The sequence below is a fragment of the Streptomyces sp. NRRL S-118 genome (assembly GCF_000716335.1).
In the GTDB taxonomy this organism is placed as follows: Bacteria; Actinomycetota; Actinomycetes; order Streptomycetales; family Streptomycetaceae; genus Streptomyces.
On sequence record NZ_KL591020.1, the window covers coordinates 81,553 to 100,700 of the forward strand.

General features: G+C 74.0%; 18 protein-coding genes. 9 read left to right on the forward strand and 9 right to left on the reverse strand.

Annotation, left to right across the window (positions count from 1 at the left end; all coding sequences use genetic code 11):
- Positions 1-235: 235 nt before the first annotated feature.
- On the reverse strand, positions 236-691 hold the full coding sequence (locus IH00_RS0127450; protein ID WP_031078195.1) for an Lrp/AsnC family transcriptional regulator: 456 nt from the start codon (positions 689-691) through the stop codon (positions 236-238).
- A gap of 10 nt (positions 692-701) precedes the next feature.
- Positions 702-2,165, reverse strand: a complete 1,464-nt coding sequence (locus IH00_RS0127455) for an amino acid permease (RefSeq protein ID WP_031078197.1) — start codon at positions 2,163-2,165, stop codon at positions 702-704.
- A 295-nt stretch (positions 2,166-2,460) separates the two neighbouring features.
- Here IH00_RS0127455 and IH00_RS0127460 point away from each other — a divergent pair, with 295 nt between their 5' ends.
- From IH00_RS0127460 to IH00_RS0127495, 8 genes are all read left to right on the forward strand, one after another.
- The gene (locus IH00_RS0127460; RefSeq protein WP_039947478.1) at positions 2,461-3,528 is read left to right on the forward strand and encodes a GDSL-type esterase/lipase family protein; all 1,068 of its coding nucleotides are present in this window, start codon (positions 2,461-2,463) and stop codon (positions 3,526-3,528) included.
- Between the two features lie 92 nt (positions 3,529-3,620).
- The gene (locus IH00_RS0127465; protein WP_420710929.1) at positions 3,621-3,848 is read left to right on the forward strand and encodes a DUF5133 domain-containing protein; all 228 of its coding nucleotides are present in this window, start codon (positions 3,621-3,623) and stop codon (positions 3,846-3,848) included.
- Positions 3,849-4,054: 206 nt separating this feature from the next.
- Positions 4,055-4,954 (forward strand): STAS domain-containing protein, encoded by a 900-nt coding sequence (locus IH00_RS0127470; protein ID WP_031078203.1) that lies wholly within the window; start codon positions 4,055-4,057, stop codon positions 4,952-4,954.
- Positions 4,951-5,361 carry an STAS domain-containing protein gene (locus IH00_RS0127475; RefSeq protein ID WP_031078205.1) on the forward strand — a complete coding sequence of 137 codons (411 nt, stop codon included), beginning with the start codon at positions 4,951-4,953 and terminating at the stop codon, positions 5,359-5,361. Before IH00_RS0127470 ends, IH00_RS0127475 begins: the two co-directional genes overlap by 4 nt.
- Positions 5,345-5,917: an ATP-binding protein gene (locus tag IH00_RS45305; protein WP_324615806.1), complete on the forward strand. Its 573-nt coding sequence runs from the start codon at positions 5,345-5,347 to the stop codon at positions 5,915-5,917. Before IH00_RS0127475 ends, IH00_RS45305 begins: the two co-directional genes overlap by 17 nt.
- Positions 5,917-6,918 carry an ATP-binding protein gene (locus tag IH00_RS0127485; RefSeq protein WP_031078208.1) on the forward strand — a complete coding sequence of 334 codons (1,002 nt, stop codon included), beginning with the start codon at positions 5,917-5,919 and terminating at the stop codon, positions 6,916-6,918. The genes IH00_RS45305 and IH00_RS0127485 overlap by 1 nt, the downstream gene beginning before the upstream one ends.
- The gene (locus IH00_RS0127490) at positions 6,915-8,168 is read left to right on the forward strand and encodes a PP2C family protein-serine/threonine phosphatase (RefSeq protein ID WP_031078210.1); all 1,254 of its coding nucleotides are present in this window, start codon (positions 6,915-6,917) and stop codon (positions 8,166-8,168) included. The genes IH00_RS0127485 and IH00_RS0127490 overlap by 4 nt, the downstream gene beginning before the upstream one ends.
- Before the next feature lie 76 nt (positions 8,169-8,244).
- The gene (locus IH00_RS0127495) at positions 8,245-8,625 is read left to right on the forward strand and encodes an ATP-binding protein (RefSeq protein ID WP_031078213.1); all 381 of its coding nucleotides are present in this window, start codon (positions 8,245-8,247) and stop codon (positions 8,623-8,625) included.
- A gap of 171 nt (positions 8,626-8,796) precedes the next feature.
- Here the strand turns inward: IH00_RS0127495 and IH00_RS0127500 are convergent, their stop codons facing one another.
- From IH00_RS0127500 to fmt, 6 genes are all read right to left on the reverse strand, one after another.
- The gene (locus IH00_RS0127500) at positions 8,797-9,645 is read right to left on the reverse strand and encodes an RNA polymerase sigma factor SigF (protein WP_031078215.1); all 849 of its coding nucleotides are present in this window, start codon (positions 9,643-9,645) and stop codon (positions 8,797-8,799) included.
- Positions 9,646-9,798: 153 nt separating this feature from the next.
- The gene (locus IH00_RS0127505) at positions 9,799-11,241 is read right to left on the reverse strand and encodes a GuaB1 family IMP dehydrogenase-related protein (protein ID WP_031078217.1); all 1,443 of its coding nucleotides are present in this window, start codon (positions 11,239-11,241) and stop codon (positions 9,799-9,801) included.
- A gap of 155 nt (positions 11,242-11,396) precedes the next feature.
- Positions 11,397-12,410, reverse strand: a complete 1,014-nt coding sequence (locus IH00_RS0127510) for a sugar-binding transcriptional regulator (protein WP_031078219.1) — start codon at positions 12,408-12,410, stop codon at positions 11,397-11,399.
- A gap of 121 nt (positions 12,411-12,531) precedes the next feature.
- Complete coding sequence (rpe, locus tag IH00_RS0127515; RefSeq protein ID WP_031078221.1) at positions 12,532-13,215, reverse strand: ribulose-phosphate 3-epimerase; 684 nt, start codon at positions 13,213-13,215, stop codon at positions 12,532-12,534.
- A 165-nt stretch (positions 13,216-13,380) separates the two neighbouring features.
- Positions 13,381-14,802, reverse strand: a complete 1,422-nt coding sequence (locus tag IH00_RS0127520; RefSeq protein ID WP_031078223.1) for an RsmB/NOP family class I SAM-dependent RNA methyltransferase — start codon at positions 14,800-14,802, stop codon at positions 13,381-13,383.
- Positions 14,803-14,837: 35 nt separating this feature from the next.
- Entirely contained in the window at positions 14,838-15,782 is a 945-nt protein-coding gene (gene fmt / locus IH00_RS0127525; protein ID WP_031078225.1) for a methionyl-tRNA formyltransferase, read from the reverse strand.
- A 227-nt stretch (positions 15,783-16,009) separates the two neighbouring features.
- Here fmt and IH00_RS0127530 point away from each other — a divergent pair, with 227 nt between their 5' ends.
- On the forward strand, positions 16,010-16,537 hold the full coding sequence (locus IH00_RS0127530; protein WP_031078227.1) for a hypothetical protein: 528 nt from the start codon (positions 16,010-16,012) through the stop codon (positions 16,535-16,537).
- A gap of 394 nt (positions 16,538-16,931) precedes the next feature.
- Here IH00_RS0127530 and IH00_RS0127535 read toward each other — a convergent pair whose 3' ends face one another.
- Positions 16,932-19,082, reverse strand: coding sequence for a primosomal protein N' (locus IH00_RS0127535; RefSeq protein WP_031078228.1), 2,151 nt, complete (start codon positions 19,080-19,082; stop codon positions 16,932-16,934).
- Positions 19,083-19,148 lie beyond the last annotated feature (66 nt).

The window sequence follows — 19,148 nt, forward strand, 5'->3', positions numbered from 1 at the left end:
AAGGCGTGAGCGTTGCGGACCGGCGAGTGATCCGTTGCGCGTAGGGCACCCTCGGCGGCGATTCGTTGCACGCCTGTGCCGGTGGGGCCGTACGGGTGCCCCGGCCGCGCCGCGGAGGCGTCGGCGATCAGGTCGCGGGGGTGGTGGAGGGGGCGCCGGGCCGCGGCCACACCGCAGGGGCGGGGCGCCGTCCGGAGCAGCGGGGCGCCGTCCGGAGGAGCGGGGCCGGCGGGCCCTAGGCCGGTGAGCCGGACGAGAAGCGCCGCAGGAGCGGTGAGAGCACCAGCACCGATTTGGTGCGCTCGACGAACGGTTCCCCGGCGATGCGCTCCAGCACGCGCTCGAAGTGGCGCATGTCGGAGGCGAAGACCTGGACGATCGCGTCCGCGTCCCCCGTGACGGTGGACGCGGACGCGATCTCCGGGTAGCGCTCCAGACCACGCTGGATGGTCTCCGGCGAGGTGTTGCCGCGTGCGTAGATCTCGATGAAGCCCTCGGTCTCCCAGCCGAGCGCCGCCGGGTCGACCCGGACCGTGAAGCCGGTGATGGCTCCCTCCGCCCGCAGCCGGTCCACGCGCCGCTTGACGGCGGGCGCGGACAGACCGACGAGCGAGCCGATGTCCGCGTAGGACCGGCGGGCGTCCTCGGCGAGGGCGTGGACGATACGTTCGTCGAGATCGTTCAGTCGCACTGGGGGTGGGTCACTTCTCTGCGGTGGCCAAACGGGAGCGGCTCATGCCGTAGAGGAAGTAGAACACGAGACCCACGGCCATCCAGATTCCGAAGACCACCCAGGTGACGGAGTCGAGGCTGAACATGTTGTACGCGCAGAACAGGAAGCCCAGCACCGGGAAGAGCCAGCCCAGCGGCACCTTGAAGGTGCGCGGCATGTCGGGGCGGGTGCGGCGCAGCACGATCACCGCGATGTTGACCAGGGCGAAGGCGAAGAGCGTGCCGATGCTGGTGGCGTCGACGAGCTTGCCGAGCGGGATCACGGAGGCGAGGGCGCCGCAGAACAGCGACACGATGACCGTGTTGAGGCGCGGGGTGCCGGTCTTGCCGCTGACCTTGCCGAAGGCCTTGGGGACCAGGCCGTCGCGGGACATCGCGAACAGCACGCGGGTCTGGCCGTAGAGCACGGTCAGGACCACGCTCGCGATGGAGATGACGGCGCCGGCGGCGAGCAGGGTGCCCCAGAACGTCTGGCCGCTGACGTCGTTCATGATCGCGGTCAGGGATGCCTCGGAGCCCTCGAACTCCTTCCAGTTCCAGGCGCCGACGGCGACGGCGGCGACCAGGACGTAGAGCGCGGTGACGATGATCAGCGACAGCATGATCGCGCGGGGCAGGTCGCGCTGCGGGTTCTTCGCCTCCTCACCGGCGGTGGAGGCGGCGTCGAAGCCGATGTACGAGAAGAACAGGCTCGCTCCGGCGGCGCTGACGCCGGCCATGCCGAGCGGCATGAAGTCGGCGTAGTTGCCGGACTTGAACCCCATGAAGCCGACCGCGCAGAAGAGGACCAGTGCGGCGATCTTCACCACGACCATGATCGTGTTGGCGCGGGCGGACTCCTTGGCGCCGCCGAGCAGGAAGACCATGGCGAGGAGGACGACGATCAGGCCGGGCAGGTTGATGATGCCGCCCTCACCGGGCGCCGAGGAGAGCACGGCCGGGATCGTGACGCCGATGGTTCCGTCGAGGAGCTCGTTGAGGTACTCGCCCCAGCCGACGGCCACGGCGGCCACCGACACGCCGTACTCGAGGACCAGGCACCAGCCGCACACCCAGGCGACGAGTTCACCCATCGTTGCGTACGCGTACGAGTACGAGGAGCCCGCGACCGGTATGGAGCCGGCCAGCTCGGCGTACGACAGTGCCGAGAAGAGAGCGGTCAGTCCGGCGAGCACGAACGCCAGGGTGACGGCCGGGCCGGCCTTGGGCACGCTGTCGCCGAGGACCACGAAGATCCCGGTGCCGAGCGTGGCGCCGATGCTGATCATGGTCAGCTGCCACATGGACAGGGAGCGGCGGAGCGTGCCGCCCTCACCCTTCCCACCCTCTGCGACCAGCGTGTCCACCGACTTGCGGCGGGTGAGTGCGGAGAGCCGGGACGCCTTCGTCGCGGATGGCTCGGTGGCGGGAGGGGCTGCGCCTTGGTCCAGCACTGCGTACGGCTCCTTCGTGGCTGCGGGTCGAACGACGGCGACTCGCGGCGGCTCGCGGGTGGGTTGCGTCACACCCGCGGGGGAAGGGGAACCGCCGAGCAGGCGGTCGCCGCCACTCCTGGTACGGGGCACGAGCCTAAGGGCCGGACTTCGCGCTCGTAATGCATCGTTGTTGCGCATCGACGAATGATCATTGCGCGCTCGGGGCACAGACGGGGAAACATTGCGCCCTGCCGCACGAATCGACACATTGAGGCCGGGAGCAGGCACTTTCGCCGAGCGGAGGAGACCCCCGATGAGCTGGCTGGACCCGGTGCCGTTCCTGCGCGGAACGGCGTGGCTGGACGAGGGCCGTGCCGTACGCGCCGACCCCGGCGCCCTGGACCGGCTGCCGTGGGACACCGCCGCGCGGGCGGCGCTGCCCATCGGCGTACGGCTGGAATTCACCGCCTCACCGGGGACCCGGGCCCTCGAGATCCGCTACCGGCCGGCCGCGCCGGAGGAGGCGGGCATCGGCGCGGTGGCGCCCGACGGGCCCGACGGGCTGCGTGAGCTCGCGCACTGCTTCGCGCTCTGGCAGGGCGACCGCTGCCTGCGCGAGCGGTGTCCCGAAGCGGCGCCGGCCTCCCCCGGCGAGCAGACCGTCGTCACGCTGGAGCTGCCGGCGTCGGCCGGGCCCTTCACGGTCCACCCGCCCGAGACGCGGGCCCCGGTGCTGCTGGGCCTGCGCGCGGTCGGCGGCGCCGTCGCGCCCGCGCCCCGGCGCCCGCGGTGGGTCGTGCACGGCGACTCGATCACCGAGGGCTGGTGGGCCACGCGGCCGGCGTACGCCTGGCCCGCCGCCGCCGGGCGGGCGCTCGGCCTGGACGCGGTGAACCTGGGCTACGCCGGCTCGGCGCGGGGTGAGCTGCCGGTGGCCGAGCAGCTCGCGACCCTCCCGGCCGACCTGCTCACCCTCGCCTACGGCACCAACTGCTGGTCGGGCACCCCGTTCTCGGCGCCGCTGATGTACGAGACGACGCGGGCGTTCGTCGCGCTCGTGCGGCGCGGCCATCCGGACACGCCCCTGCTGGTGGTCTCGCCGGTGCTGCGCCCGGAGGCCGAGACCACCCCCAACGCCCTGGGGGCGACGCTGGCGGAGCTGCGCACGGCGATGGAGGAGGCCGTCCGGGACATGACGGCAGGCGGGGACACGCGGCTGTCGCTGCTGCCGGGCCGCGACGTGCTGGGCCCCGAGCACCTGATGGACGGGCTCCACCCGGACGACGCGGGCCACGCGCGGATCGCGGCGGCGGTCGTGCGGGCCATGCGCCCGCTGCGCGCCGCGGCGGACGGAAGTGGCGTGCGTCACGCGGTCGGGTAGCGGCGGGAATTCGCGGGAATGACCGCCGGGACTCCGGGTAGACGCGCTCTCGGCCGGTGACACCCCGCTCAGAGGAGGAAAGCGTCGTGCTGATGGCCCACCCGACGGTCCTGCGCGGTCTCGTGACGCGCTACGAGGCGCTGTCGGCCGCCGACTCGGCGGCCGCGAGTCCGTCCGTCCTGCGTCAACGCGAGGACGTCGCCTACACCTTGTGCGTATCGACCGGCACGCGCGACGTGCGGGACGCCCTCCGGGTGGCCAGGCGCGTCCTGGAAGCGGCGGAGGGCCGGGACGCCCCCGTGGCGTCCGCCGCGCGCTGAAGCGGGCGGGGGAGGCGGCGGGACGCGGCCGGCCGCCGCCCCTCCCTGCCGAGCGACCGGATCGTTTTCCCCGGGAGGTCCGGGGTGATTACGATCCAACGGCCGTTGAACATGAGAAGCAGGCCGGGCGGCCACCCCTCACCGATGCTTCCGGCACTCCCGTCCGGAAAGCCCGCCCGCCCCGTTTCCGAATGCGAGAGGTGCTTGTGAACACCAGCGAATCGAGCGCGCGGGAGCGCCTGTGCGAGGCCCTGCGGGAACGCGAGGAGGAGATCGCGGACCAGTGGGTCCGGCTCCAGCTGGAACAGGCGGTGCTGGGCACCGACATGAGTGAGCACGAGGTCCGGGAAGAAGCCGATCTGCTCATCTCCGCCCTGGCGACGGGGCTGGCGGGCGACACCCCGGTGGGGCGGCTCGTCTCGTCCAGCAACGAGCTGCGGCAGGCGGTGATAGAGCTCTCGCTGCGCCGGGCGCGCGCGGGCGTCTCACCGACCGCCACCTCCATGGCCGTCCTCTCGCTCAAGGAAGTCCTGCTCGCCGCCGTCCAGCACACCACCCGCGACTCTGCCGAGCTCTTCTCCGCCGCCATCGTGATCAACCGGCTGCTGGACGCCGCCGGCGTGCTCTCCTTCGAGACGTACGTGGAGGGCCGCGAGGAGATCATCCAGCGGCAGAGCCGCCAGCTCCTGGAGATCTCCACGCCCGTCGTACGGCTGTGGCGGCACGTGCTGGCCGTTCCGCTGATCGGCACGCTGGACACCACCCGCACCCAGGTCGTGATGGAGAGCCTGCTGCAGGCGATCGAGACCAACGAGGCGCAGGTCGCCATCATCGACATCACCGGCGTCCCGGCCGTCGACACCGCCGTGGCGCAGCACCTGATGCACACCGTCAACGCCGTGCGGCTGATGGGCGCCGACTGCGTCATCAGCGGCATCCGGCCGCCCATCGCCCAGACGATCGCACAGTTGGGCATCGACTTGTCGACCATCCTCACCCGGGCGACGCTGGCGGACGCCCTCGCCGCGGCGATCCAGCTCACGGACCAGCCGAGCGTGGACTCCGCGGTGTCCGGTCACCGCCCGCCCCGGCCGGTGACGGCGTGACGCCCCCCCGCGCCACAGGCGTACCGATTCTCCGGCTCGGTGACGTGCTGATCACCGGGTTGCTCAACGAACTGGACGACCAGTCGGCGGTGGCGTTCACCGACGAACTCACCGAGCGGATCGCCTCCGACGGCGCCCGCGGCGTGCTGATCGACATCTCCCGGCTGGACATCATCGACTCGTTCGTGGCGCGCACGCTGATGGAGCTCACCACCATGGCCCGCCTGCTGGGCGCGCGGGTCATCGTGGCCGGGATGCGGCCCGCCGTGGCCATCACCCTGGTGGAGCTCGGGCTCCAGCTGACCGGTGTCGAGACCGCCCTCAACGCGGAGCAAGGCCTGACGGCCCTCGGCTGGCATCGTTTGCCCCATCCCGTGGGGGAGGTCCGACGTGGCTCTCCGCAGTGAACGGCTGGCGCCGGGCGCGGAACTCGTCGCGCAGCGCAGGCCCGCCGCCGGCGGCGACCCGGACGGCCACGGCGCCGCCGGCCGCCCGGCGGGGCACCCGGGACGGGGTGCCGGGGCGCCGGACGACGACCCGTCCACCGGCGGTTCCCTCCAGGACGGTCCGGCACGCTACGACGTCGCCTCGGAGGAGGACCTCCTGACGGCGCGCCACGCCGTCCGCGCCGCGACGGTGGCCGCCGGGTTCGGGCTCGTCGACCAGACGCGCATCGTGACCGCCGCCAGCGAACTGGCCCGCAACGCCTATGTGCACGGCGGCGGCGGGGTGCTGGAGCTGGAGCTCGTCGCCCGGGCGGGCCGGCGCGGGCTGCGCCTCACCGTCGAGGACCACGGCCCCGGCATCCCGGACGTGGAGAAGGCCCTCGCCGACGGGTTCACCACCGGCACGGGTCTCGGCCACGGCCTGGGCGGTGCGCGCCGGCTCATGCACGAGTTCCAGGTGCGCAGTGCCCCCGGGGAGGGGACCACCGTGGTCGCCACCCGCTGGAACGACCGCTGATGTCCCTCACCACCCACATCCGCGTCGACCACTACAGCGCGGTCCAGCTCGCGGCGTCCGCCGCCCGCCGCGTGGCGGTCGAGCAGGGACTCAGCGGCGCCCTGCCCGACCGGGCGGCCGTGCTCGCCAGCGAGCTCGCCAGCAACGCCGCCCGGCACGCCGTGAGCGGCTCGCTGTACGTGCAGCCGCTGCCGCTGCGCCGGGGCGTGGAGGTGCTGGCCGTGGACCGGGGGCCGGGGATGGCGGATCCCGAGCGGTGCATGGCCGACGGCTTCTCCACCGGCACCTCGCTCGGCTCGGGCCTCGGGGCCGTACGGCGGATCGCCGACGAGTTCACCCTCCGCTCCAGGGAGGGGACCGGGACCCTGGTGTGCGCGCGGCTCGGGGAACCGGGCGACGCGCCGGCCGACGGCGACCCGGTCGCCGGGGCGGTGCGGGTCCCCGCCGACGGGGAGGATTCGTGCGGGGACTCCTGGGGCGTGGCGGTCACCGACGGTGCCCACACGGCCCTGGTCGTCGACGGTCTGGGCCACGGCACCGCCGCGGCCGAGGCCGCGGATCTCGCGGTGCGCACCTTCCACCGGGACCCCGCCCGCCCGCTGCCGGAGCTGCTGCGGTCCATGAACCGGGCGCTGCGGCGCAGCCGGGGCGCCGCGGTGGCCCTGCTGCGCCGGACGGAGGACACGATGGAGCTGTCGTCGGTGGGCAATGTGCGCATCGTGCTGCTGACGCGCGACGGCGTGCGGTACCGGTTCGGCGGTCAGCCGGGGGTCGTGGGCTGGAACATGCCGGAGCCACGGGTGCAGCGGATGCCCGCCGAGCCGGGCGTCGTCCCGCTGCTGCACAGCGACGGTGTCGACGACCGCTGGACGCACTCCCCGTCGTCCTTCCTCACCGCGCTGCCCGCTCCGCTGCTCGCCGCCGCCCTGGTCCACGAGCACCGGCGCAGCCGCGACGACGCGACCGTGCTGACCCTCGGCCCGGTGAGGAGCCAGCCATGAAACGGCAGACGACCACGCACCACTCCCTGGCCGGGCTGCGCGCGACGGTGCGCCGCCTCGCGCACCGCGCGGGGCTGTCCGTGGAGATCCGCTACCGGCTCGCGCTGTCGGCGACCCGGGTGGCGGCCGAGGAGCTGGCGGCCGGCCGGCCCGTGTTCCTGGAGACGGTGCCACCGAGCCCACCGGAGGACTGCCGGCTGACGGTACGGCTCCACCTGCCGTACGCGCCGCACCGGCCGTCCCTGGAAGGGCTGCCCCTGCCGGCGGAACGGACGCCCGGGCCCGCCGCCGTGTGGCGGGTGCCCACCCCCTCCCCCGCGCCCCGGCGCTCCTCCCCCTCCCCCGCGGCGGAGGCGTCCGGCGACGGCGGCCCGCCGGGGCTGGTGGAGCTGCTGGAGGAGGAGCTGGGTGCGGCGGTCGAACGTCTGGACGCGCTCGCGGCGGAGCACCAGCGGCTCAAGCACGAGATGGCCGAGACGAACAGCGGCGTGCTCGCCCTCTACGTACAGCTGGAGGAGCGCGACGAGCAGCTGCGCCAGGCGCACGGCCGGATACTGCGGCAGCTGGAGGACGCGCTGCGCCCGCCGCCGGTGCGGGTGCCCGGGCTGGAGATGGCGGTGCACTACGAGCCGGCGGAGAAGCACGCCCCGACCGGTGGGGACCTGTACGACTGGTTCGTCCTGCCCGACGGCACCGTGCACATCACGGTGGTCGACGCCCTGGGGCACGGGCTGACCAGTACGCGCAGCGCGCTCAACGTGACGCACGCCGTCCGGACGCTGGCGCTGGAGGGCCACCCGGTGGAGTCGATCGTGGCGCGGACGGACGAGGTGCTGGCCACCTTCGACCACGAGCTGATGGCCACGGTGCAGCTGGTCCGGCTCGACCCGGTGAGCGGCGGACTGGTGCTGGCCAACGGCAGCCACCCGCCCGCCCTGCTCGTCCGGGCGGACGGGGCGACGGAGCTGCTGGAGGTGCGCGGCCGGGGCATCGGCTTCCCCCTGCCCGGCAGTGAGCGGCTGCTGCGCGAGCGGCTGGCCCCGGGCGACCTGCTGGTGCTCTACACCGACGGGCTCACCGAGAGCCGCCGCGACCCGCGCGAGGGCGAGGAGCGGCTGGCGAAGGCGGCACGGCGCCACCGGCACCTGCCCATAGAGGAGGTCCCGGCCGCCATCGCGGCGGAGATGCACACGGTCATCCTGCACCCCGACGACACCGTCGCCCTCACGGTCCGGCGCAGCGGCGGCTGACTCCGCCGGGACGCGGTTATCCGCCGGTGGGCGGGTATGCGAGCGGTGATGTGAAAAGGAGCTTCCCGTGTATGTCATGGAGTCGCCGCCCGAAGACAGCGCCTCGGCCCGTTCGGTGACCGTCCGGTTCCTGGCGGAGCACTGTCCGTGGGCCGATCCGGCCGCCGTCCAGCTCGTCGTGACGGAACTGACGACGAACGCGCTGCGCCACACCGCCGGCTGGTGGCGGCTGCGGCTGCGTGCCGAGAGCGATGAGCTCACGGTGGAGCTGGACGACTCCAGTACGCGTCTTCCCGAGGCGCGGGTGCCGGACTTCGGGGGCCGTGGCGGTTTCGGCTGGCCGATGGTGCTGAACCTGGCGGGCCGGGTGGAGGTCCGCCGCCACGCGGAGGGCAAGACCGTACGGGCGGTGTGGTCGCGCCCGGGCATCGTGGCGGGTCCGGCCGCGGCCGCCTGAATCGTTTCCGCGTGGTTCCGTCCGAATCGTTTCCGCGTGGTCCCGTCCGTCCGTCCGTCCCGTCCGGCCTGCGACGGACGCCGCTCCGCGGACGCTCCCCGGGATGCCGGACTCCCGGCCCCGCGCCGGTACGGGACACGGCCCCGCGGGCGGGGCCGTCGGCCCGAGGTCTCACTCCACCGCCAGGAGCCCCTCCCGCAGCCTCGCGGTGATCCGTGCGAGCAGCCGCGACACATGCATCTGCGAGACGCCCAGCTCGGCGCCGATCTGTGCCTGGGTCATCTCCTCCACGAAGCGCATTCGCAGGATCCGCCGGTCCCGCTCGTCGAACTCCTCGATGAGCGGCTTGAGCGCCTGGACGTTCTCCACGATCTCCATGTCGTGGTCGAGCTCGCCCAGCCGGTCGCCCAGGGTCTCCGACCCCGGGTCCCCCGCGTCGTCGAGCGGCAGGTCCAGCGAGCCCGCGGAGTACCCGTTGGCGGCGACGAGCCCCTCGATGACCTCGTTCTCCTCGACGCCCAGATGGGCGGCGAGCTCGGCGGGGGTCGGGGAGCGGTCCAGCTGCTGGAAGAGCACGTCGGTGGCGCGGGCCAGGTCGATGCGGAGCTCCTGGAGCCGCCGCGGCACGTGCACGGACCAGCTGGTGTCACGGAAGAAGCGCTTGATCTCACCGATGACGCACGGCATCGCGAAGGTGGTGAACTCCACCTCGCGGCTCAGCTCGAAGCGGTCGATGGCCTTGATCAGCCCGATCGTGCCGACCTGGATGATGTCCTCCATCTGGTCGGAACGGCTGCGGAAGCGCGTCGCCGCGTACTTGACCAGGGAGAGGTTCAGCTCGATGAGGGTGTTGCGGACGTACTGGTACTCCTCCGTGCCTTCCTCCAGCACGGCCAGCCGCTCGAAGAACTGCTTCGAGAGTTCCTTCGCGTCCCTCGGGGCCACCTCGGCCGGGTTGGCTACGTCCGGCAGTGCGGTTCGGTCGGCGGTACCGGTCGAGATCGTGGTCGCGATGGACACAGTGCCCCTCCCCTTCGGTGTTCGAGTATTCGGCCGCGCGGTTCGTGTACCCCGACTCGCTCCGCCCACACGTGCGGATGCGCGAAGGAGCCGCCCCCGGTCCGGGAACGGCTCCTCTCGGTCGTGCGGTACGCGCCCGGGGCGCGCGGCTCGTCAGCTCCAGCTGGCGTGGAGCGGCTTGCCCTCGGCGTAACCGGCCGCGCTCTGGATGCCGACGACGGCCTTCTCGGCGAACTCCTCCAGGGAGCCCGCACCGGCGTACGTGCAGGACGAGCGGACGCCCGCGATGATCGAGTCGATCAGGTCCTCGACGCCCGGACGGGTCGGGTCGAGGAACATCCGCGAGTGGGAGATGCCCTCCTCGAACAGCGCCTTGCGGGCCCGGTCGTACGCGGACTCCTCGCTCGTGCGGTTGCGGACGGCGCGCGCGGACGCCATGCCGAAGGACTCCTTGTAGAGGCGGCCGTCGGCGTCCTGCTGGAGGTCGCCGGGGGACTCGTACGTGCCGGCGAACCAGGAGCCGATCATGACGTTGGACGCACCGGCGGCCAGTGCCATGGCGACGTCGCGCGGGTGGCGCACACCGCCGTCGGCCCAGACGTGCTTGCCGTACTTCTTCGCCTCGGCGGCGCACTCCAGCACGGCGGAGAACTGCGGCCGGCCGACGCCGGTCATCATGCGGGTGGTGCACATGGCGCCGGGGCCCACGCCGACCTTGATGATGTCGGCACCGGCCTCGACGAGGTCGCGGACGCCTTCGGCGGCGACGATGTTGCCCGCGACGATCGGGACGTGCGGGTCCAGGCCGCGGACGGTCCGGATCGCGCTGATCATCGACTCCTGGTGGCCGTGCGCGGTGTCGATGACCAGCGTGTCGACGCCCGCGTCGAGGAGCTGCTTGGCCTTGCCCGCCACGTCGCCGTTGATGCCGACGGCGGCCGCGATGCGCAGCCTGCCCTTGTCGTCGACCGCCGGGGTGTAGAGCGTCGCGCGCAGGGCGCCCTTGCGGGTCAGGATGCCGGCGAGGCGGCCGTCGGCGTCGACGGCGGGCGCGTAGCGGCGGTTGTGGTGGTCGAGCGTGTTGAACGCCTCGCGCGGGTCGATGTCCGCGTCGAGCAGCAGCAGGTCCTTCGACATGACCTCGGACAGCTGGGTGAAGCGGTCCACACCGGTGAGGTCCCGGTCGGTGACGACACCGACCGGCCGCTGGTCGGCGTCGACGACCACGCCGGCGTTGTGCGCCCGCTTGGGCAGCAGCGACAGGGCGTCGGCGACGGTCTGGTGCGGGTCGAGGACGATCGGGGTGTCGAGCACGTGGTGACGGCTCTTGACCCAGGAGATGACGTCGGTGACGACCTCGATCGGGATGTCCTGCGGGATGACGACGAGGCCGCCGCGGCGGGCGACGGTCTCGGCCATCCGGCGGCCGGCGATCGCGGTCATGTTGGCGACGACCAGCGGGATGGTGGTCCCGGTGCCGTCGGGCGATGCGAGGTCCACGCCCTGGCGAGAGCCCACGGCCGAGCGGCTAGGCACCATGAACACATCGTCGTACGTGAGGTCGTACGGCGGCTTCAGGTCATTGAGGAAACGCACGTGCTGAACATCCCAGTCGTTCGGAGTTGGCCCCCGGGCATTTCAGCCGGGGGGAAAACGCACGTACTTCATTGTCCCATGGCACCGGCCGTACGGACCCCGGGCGGAAGCTCCAGGCCGCGCGGGGCGGCCTGGTGCGTTCCTCCGAAGCCGGGTCACGCGTCGGGGTCGGCGCGGTCCAGGGCGGGTCGCGGCCCGGGCGTGAACTCCGTGAGCAGGTGGTCGGCGGCGGACGTGTCCGTGACCAGGCTGGTGACCAGTCCGGAACGCAGGACGGCACCGATCGCGGCGGCCTTGCGCTGCCCGCCCGCGATCGCCACCACCTCGGGGATGCGGCGCAGCCGGTCGGCCTCGACCGTGATGCACCGCTCGCCGAGGTCGCGGCCGACGCGGCGGCCGTTGGCGTCGAAGAGGTGGGCGGACATCTCGGCGGCGACACCGAGCGAGGCGTAGTGGGCGCGCTCCTCGTCGGTGAGCATGTCGTGGACGGTGGAGATGCCGGGCTCCCAGGAGCCGATGGAGACCGCGGCGACCGTCACCTTGTCGAAGTACTCGAAGGCGCGGGCGATGCCGGTCTGGCTGCGCAGCGCGGCCGCGGTCGCCGGGTCGGGCAGCAGCATCGGCGCGTAGATGGGGTGCGCCTCGCCGCCGGAGACCTGGGCGGCACGCCGTACGGCCTCCACGGAGCCGCGCTCGGCGGTGCCCGCGTCGTACACGCCGGTGAGCTGCACGACCGTGCACGGCGGGAGCCGGTCCAGGGCGGCCGCCATGTGGATGGTCGACCGGCCCCAGGCGAGGCCCAGGACGTCGCCCTCGTTCACGAGCTCGCCGAGCAAGTCGGCCGCGACCTCGCCGAGGTTCTCCGGGTCGGGCGATTCGTCCTCGCCCTCCGGCGGGGACTCGACGACGACCGCGTGCCGCAGCCCGTAGCGGGCGCGCAGCGCATCGGAGCGCTCCGCGTCGAGCTCGGCGGGCACGCGGATCTCGATCCGTACGAGGTCGCGCTCGAGGGCGGTTTCCAGGACCCTGGCCACCTTGAAGCGGCTGACGCCGAACTCCTCCGCGATCTGGATCTTGGACTTGCCCTCGAGATAGAAGCGACGGGCCATGGCCGCCGCCTGCACGAGCTCCGCGGGTCCCATCCGCAGGGCTGGCCGTCCCGCCGACATTGCAGACACCGCGATCTCCTCACTGCTGTTCGCACTCCGGATTGCCATCCTTGCAGATCCGGCGTGCCGTGATCAGTCCTGTTGGTTTGCGTTCACCAGGGCGTTGCCGAGCGGACCGCCCTCAGTGGGCGCAGGCCCACGCGGCCCCGGCGGTGGCCCGTGCGGCCTTGTCGCGCAGGGCCCGCACGGCGGCGGCCGGGTCCTCGGCCCCGTACACCGCCGAGCCGGCGACGAAGACGTCGGCGCCGGCCTCGGCACAGCGCTCGATGGTGGCCTCCGAGACACCGCCGTCGACCTGGAGCCAGAGCTGGAGTCCGTGCTTGGAGATCAGCTCCCGGGTACGGCGGATCTTCGGCAGCATGATGTCGAGGAAGGCCTGCCCGCCGAAGCCCGGCTCGACGGTCATGATCAGCAGCATGTCGAGCTCGGGAAGCAGGTCCTCGTAGGGCTCGATGGGCGTCGCGGGCTTCAGCGCCATGGACGCCCGCGCCCCCTTGGCGCGGATCTCCCGCGCCAGGCGCACGGGCGCGGCGGCGGCCTCGACGTGGAAGGTGACCGACCCGGCGCCGGCCTCCACGTACTGCGGGGCCCAGCGGTCCGGGTCCTCGATCATCAGGTGGCAGTCCAGCGGGGTGTCCGTCGCACGCCGCAGCGACTCGACGACCGGCACGCCCAGGGTGAGGTTGGGCACGAAGTGGTTGTCCATGACATCGACATGGAGCCAGTCGGCGCCTTCCACGGCCTTCGCCTCCTCGGCGAGACGGGCGAAGTCGGCGGACAGGATGCTGGGGTTGATCTGGGCCATGGGCCAAGCCTGCCACGTCCCATGGTGTTTCTTTCACCCGATGCCCGGCCGGGAGCGTTCCGGCCGGGCACACAAGCCGCAAGGCGGGCGTATCGCTCCCCCTCCGGGCCGTTCACCGTCCCGTCCCGGCAGGGCCGGCACGGCGCGGCCGGGACGCGAGGGCGGTCAGTCCGTGCGCCGCAGCAGCGCCAGGTACATCGCGTCGGTGCCGTGCAGGTGCGGCCACAGCTGTACGTCGGGTCCGTCGCCGAGCGCCGGGACGTCCGGCATCAGCGGCCTGGCGTCGATCAGCTCCGCGCCGCCCTGCTTCTTGAGGACGTCGTCCACGACGACCCGGGTCTCGGCCAGGTGCGGCGAGCACGTCGCGTACCCGACGACCCCGCCCACCCGTACCGCCTTCAACGCCTCGGCGAGCAGGGTGCGTTGCAGCGGGGCGAAGCTCTCCAGGTCCTCCGGGCGGCGGCGCCAGCGCGCCTCGGGGCGGCGGCGCAGCGCACCCAGGCCCGAGCACGGCACGTCCACGAGGACGCGGTCGAAGGAGCCGGGCTGCCACGGCGGGCGCGTGCCGTCCGCGGTGATGACCTGGTACGGGCCGGGGTTCCCGGCCAGCGCGCGGTCCACCAGCCGGGCGCGGTGCGGCTGCTTCTCGGCGGCGAGCAGCGCGGCGCCGCGCTCGGCGGCCAGGGCGCCCAGCAGGGCGGCCTTGCCACCGGGGCCCGCGCAGCCGTCCAGCCAGCGCTTGTCCGGGCCGTCCAGCGGGGCGTTCGCCAGCGCCACGGCGACGAGCTGGCTGCCCTCGTCCTGGACGCCCGCGCGGCCCTCGCGCACGGCGTCGATCGCGCCCGGCTCGCCGCCCTCGGCGAGCCGTACGGCGTAGGGCGACCAGCGGCCCGGCAGACCGGCCTCCTCGCCCAGCACGTCCAGCAGCTCGTCGACGGTGGAGCGGCCGGGGCGGGCCACCAGCGTGACCTCCGGGCGCTCGTTGTCCGCCTCCAGCAGGTCCTCGATCCCGGCGCGGCCGCCGCCGAGCGCGTCCCACAGCGCCGAGACGACCCACCGCGGGTGCGAGTGCACGACCGCCAGGTGGTCCTCGGCGTCCTCGTCGTAAGGCGGGGCCACCTCGTCCAGCCAGGCGTCGAGGTCCCGCTGCGAGATCTTGCGCAGGACGGCGTTGACGAACTTGGCGCGGCCGTCGCCGAGCACCACACGAGCCAGCTCGACGCTGGCCGAGACAGCCGCGTGCGTGGGGATCCGCGTGCCCAGCAGCTGGTGCGCGCCGAGCGCGAGCACGTCCAGCACCGGCGGGTCGACCTCGCGCAGCGGCCGGTCGATGCAGGCCGCGATGATCGCGTCATACGTGCCCTGCCGCCGCAGCGTGCCGTACACCAGCTCGGTCGCGAGCGCCGCGTCCCGCCCGTCGAAGCCCTCCTTCTCGCGCGCCTTGCGCAGCAGCGGCGGCAGCACGAGGTTGGCGTACGCGTCACGCTCGTCGACGGCGCGCAGCGCCTCGAAGGCCAGCATGCGCACCGGGTCCTTCTTGGGGCGGCGGTACTGCTTGGGGGGACGGCGACGGGACTGCTCGCTCAAAAGGTGCTCCGCTTTCCGGTGAGGCTCGATCCCCTTCAGCCTACGTCGGTCCCGCCGAGCTTCTCGCCCGCGGTGATCCGCACACCACGGGCCCAGTCGGCGCCGCGCATCGGCTTCTTGCCCTGGGGCTGGACCCAGAGGAGCTCGACGGCGTGCGAGCCGGTCCCGACGTACACGTTGTTCTTGGCGGCCGACAGCTCGCCGGGCGCCAGGTCGGTGCGGTCGGGCACCGGGGCGGCCTGGACGACCTTGAGCCGCTCGCCGCGGAAGGCCGACCAGGCGCCGGGCGCGGGGGTGCAGCCGCGCACGACGCGGTCGACGCGGAGCGCGGGGGCGGTCCAGTCGATGTGCGCGTCCTCGACGGTGATCTTGGGAGCGAGGGTGACGCCGTCGGCGGGCTGCGGTACGGCCTCGAGGGTGGCGTCCTGGATGCCGTCCATCGTCGCGACGAGCAGCCCGGCGCCGGCGAAGGCGAGCCGGGTGAGCAGGTCGCCGCTGGTGTCGGTGGGCCGCACCTGCTCGGTGACCACGCCGTAGACGGGCCCCGAGTCCAGTCCCTCCTCGATCAGGAAGGTCGAGGCACCGGTCACCTCGTCCCCGGCCATGATCGCGTGCTGTACGGGCGCGGCGCCGCGCCAGGCGGGCAGCAGCGAGAAGTGCAGGTTCACCCAGCCGTGCGCGGGGATGTCGAGCGCCGCCTTGGGCAGCAGGGCCCCGTACGCGACGACCGGGCAGCAGTCGGGCGCGATCTCCCGCAGCCGGGCGAGGAAGTCCTCGTCACGGGGCCGGGCCGGCTTGAGGACCTCGATGCCCTCCTCCTCGGCGCGGCGGGCTACGGGACTGGCGACCAGCCGGCGGCCGCGCCCGGCGGGCGCGTCGGGGCGGGTGACGACAGCGGCCACCTCGTGCCGGTCCGAGGCGATCAGGGCGTCCAGGGCGGGTACGGCGACCTCGGGGGTGCCTGCGAAGACGAGCTTCATCAGTGGCTGACTGCCTGTCTGTTCGGGGGCGGTGGTGAGCAACGCACCAGTCTATGCGCCGGTGCCGCGGGGGGCGTACGGAGCGGCGTGCGCCCTGCGTATATGCGGATACGCCCCCGCAGCGTGACCCCGACCGCAGGTGGAGCGTTGGTCAAGCAGAGATTGACCGAAACGGGCCGCCCCGGTGCGGCCCACCCCTTTTCAACGCCGGTTCGAGAGGCTTGTAAATGGCCGACCACGCAACCCACGACGCCCAAGCCCGGGCAAGCCTGCACCTGTTGGTGCGGGACATCGAGCGGGTCCGCCGGCAGGTGGACGCACTGCGCACGCTCACGGCCCAGCTGGGCAATGTGTACCGCCCGCGGCGATCCGGCCCGTCCACGGGCTTCGTCGTCTACGGCAGGGCCCCGGCCCCGACCGTCAGGCTCGCGCAGGAGCTGCGGGACAGCGTCGAGACCCTGGTGACCGCGGCGGTCGACTTCGACCGGTCGCTGGGGTTCTCGTGGGACGCCGTGGGCTCGGCGCTCGGGGTCACCAAGCAGGCGGTCCACCGCCGCTACGGCTCACGCCGTCAGCAGACGGCCGCGCAGGAGGCGGAGCACCCGTCGGAGGCCGGCGCCACGCGGACGATGCCGGTGGCCCCGCCGTCCGTCCCCTCCGTCCCCGCGGCCCGCTCGATGCCGCCGCAGCCGACGGCGGGCTCGCTGCGCGAGGACCCCCGCCCCAGCGCCTTCCCGGCCCCCCGCAACGGCTGACGCTCCCCCTTCGGCCGCCCCGCCGCCCCTCACGCACGGCGGGGCGGCCGTTCCCGTGCGCTCGTTGCGGGGGCGGGCGCCTGACTGCGTGCGCCTCCCGGCGCTCGCCTCCCCGCGGGCCCTTCCTGGCAGGCATTCCCGCGCGGACACTCCCCGGACGCCCGTCCGACCACGAGCGCCTCCGGGCGCTCGCCTCCCCGCGGGCGCCTCCAGGGTGGCGCTCCCGGGCGGCGGCCTCGTACGGGCGCTTCGACGCGGCCGATTCCGCAGGGCCCTACCCCAACGGGCCCTCCCGCGCGGCCAACCCCGCGCGGGTCGTACGCCCGCTCGTGCGCCGGAGTCACGTCACGCGTGCGTTCGTGCGCTGCGGGCGCGCGCCGGCGCCGACGCCGCCTCAGCCGATGTCCGGCGGGTCGACGCGGACGCGGACCGGGTCCGCCGCGCCCCGCGCGAGACGCCCCGCCTGCGCGGACTTCAGCGCGGCGGCCAGCGCGGCACCGCTGCCCGGCGGGACGCGCAGCAGCGCCCGTTCCCACACCTCGCCCGGCGGAGGATCGCCCGGGCGGCGTGGCGCGCCCGGCGGTGGGGGCGGCAGGGGCACCGGCCCCAGCACCTCCGTCTCGTGCGGCAGCTCCGCGGCCGCGAGGAACGCCGCCACCGCCTCCGCCCGCCCGGTCACCGACGCCATCCGCGAGACCGGGGGGAAGCCCAGCTCCGCCCGCTCGGCGAGTTCCCGCTGCGCGTGGCCCACCGGGTCCCAGCGGACCAGCGCCTGCACCGGCCGCAGCGTGGGCTCGGCGACCACCACGACCGTGCCGCCCTCGCTCTGGCTGCGCACCAGCGAGGCCGCGTCGATCCAGCGCCGCAGCGCCTCCTCACCGGCGCGCAGGTCGGGCCGCCCGAGCATGGCCCAGCCGTCGAGCAGCAGCGCCGCCGCGTAGCCGCCCTCCGCGACCGGCTCCGCGCCCGGGGTGCTCACCACCAGCGCGGGCCGTGCGGGCACCGAGTCCAGCACGTGGTCCCGCCCCGACGTACGGACCGGTACCGCCGGGAACGCCCGCCCGAGTTCCTCCGCCGTGCGCCGGGCGCCCACCACCTGAGCCCGCAGCCGCGTGGAGCCGCACTCGACGCAGTGCCAGCCCGGGGCGCCCCGTCCGCACCAGCCGCACCGCAGCTCCTGCTGCTCCGGCGCCTCCAGCGGCCCCGCGCAGTGCCGGCACCGTGCGGGTGCACGGCACCGCTCGCAGGCCAGCTTCGGTACGTACCCCCGCCGCGGCACCTGCACCAGCACCGGCCCGGACTTCAGGCCGTCCCGTACGGTCTGCCAGGCCAGTGACGGCAGGCGGGCGGCCCGGGCGGCCTCGTCCCGCGCGAGCTCGCCGTCCCCGACGGTCCGCACGAGCGGCGCGGCGGCGCGCACCTGGTCGCGGGGTGCCACCAGCGGCCGTGCCCAGCCGCTCTCGACGAGCTGCGCGGCCTCCACGGTGCAGCTCGTGCCGCCCAGGAGGAAACCGCACCTGTCGTGCGCGGCGCGCAGCAGCAGCACTTCGCGCGCGTGGGGCAGCGGCGCGTGCTGTTCGCTGTGGCTGGAGTCCCCGTCGTCCCACAGGGCCACGAGCCCGAGATCCGCCACGGGCGCGAACATCGCCGCGCGCGTGCCGACGACGGCGCGCACGGCACCGCGCCGCACCGCGAGCCACTGCGCGTACCGCTTCTCGGGGCCCGCCTCGGCGGTCAGCAGCGCGTGCCGCCCCTCCCCCAGTATGTCCATGAGGGCCGCGTCCACCCGCGCGGCGGCCCGCCCGTCGGGCACCACGACCAGGGCGCCGCGCCCGGATGCCAGGGTGGCGCCCACCGCCCGGGCGAGCTCCTCCGCCCAGTGCGGGCCGGGCAGCGCGTTCCACACGGCCCTCGGCGAACCGCCCTGCGCCAGGGAGCGCAGGAAGGCAGCGCCCTGCGCGTACCGCTCCCACGTCCCGGCGCCGGGTGCCGGGGGCGGCGGCAGCGGCTGCGGCGACGGCCGCCCCTCCGCACGGGCGTTGCGCGGCGGGATCGCCAGCTGCAGCACATCGGCGAGGCTCCCGGCATACCGGTCGGCCACCGCCCGGGCCAGGCCCAGCAGCTCCGGACTGAGCACCGGCTCGGGCGAGACGACGCCGGCGAGCGCCGCGAGGGGTCCGGAGTAGTCGGACTCGGCCCGCCGCTCGACCAGGAACCCGTCGATGAGCCGACCGCCCTCGCGCCGCCCGTCCCGCACCTGGTGCGACCCGGCCCCGAACCGCACCCGTACCCGCACCCCCGGCTGCGCCGCGGCGTCGAGCTCCTCGGGCACGGCGTAGTCGAAGAACTGGTCGAGGTGGAGCACGCCCTTGTTCACCACGACGCGCGCGACGGGCAGCTCCTTGGCCAGCGCCGCCCCCCGCCATGTCCGGGGCTTGGCCCGCGGCACCTTGGCCTTGCGCACGGTTTCGCGTATGAGCGCGAGCTGCTCGGGCGGCTCGGCCGCCCCGCCGCCGCCCTCCGGCTTCCCGTCCCCGCTGCTCACAGCCACATTCCTACCAGACCTCACTGACACCGCCCGCTGCCGCGGCGGGGCGGTGCGGGCGCCCCG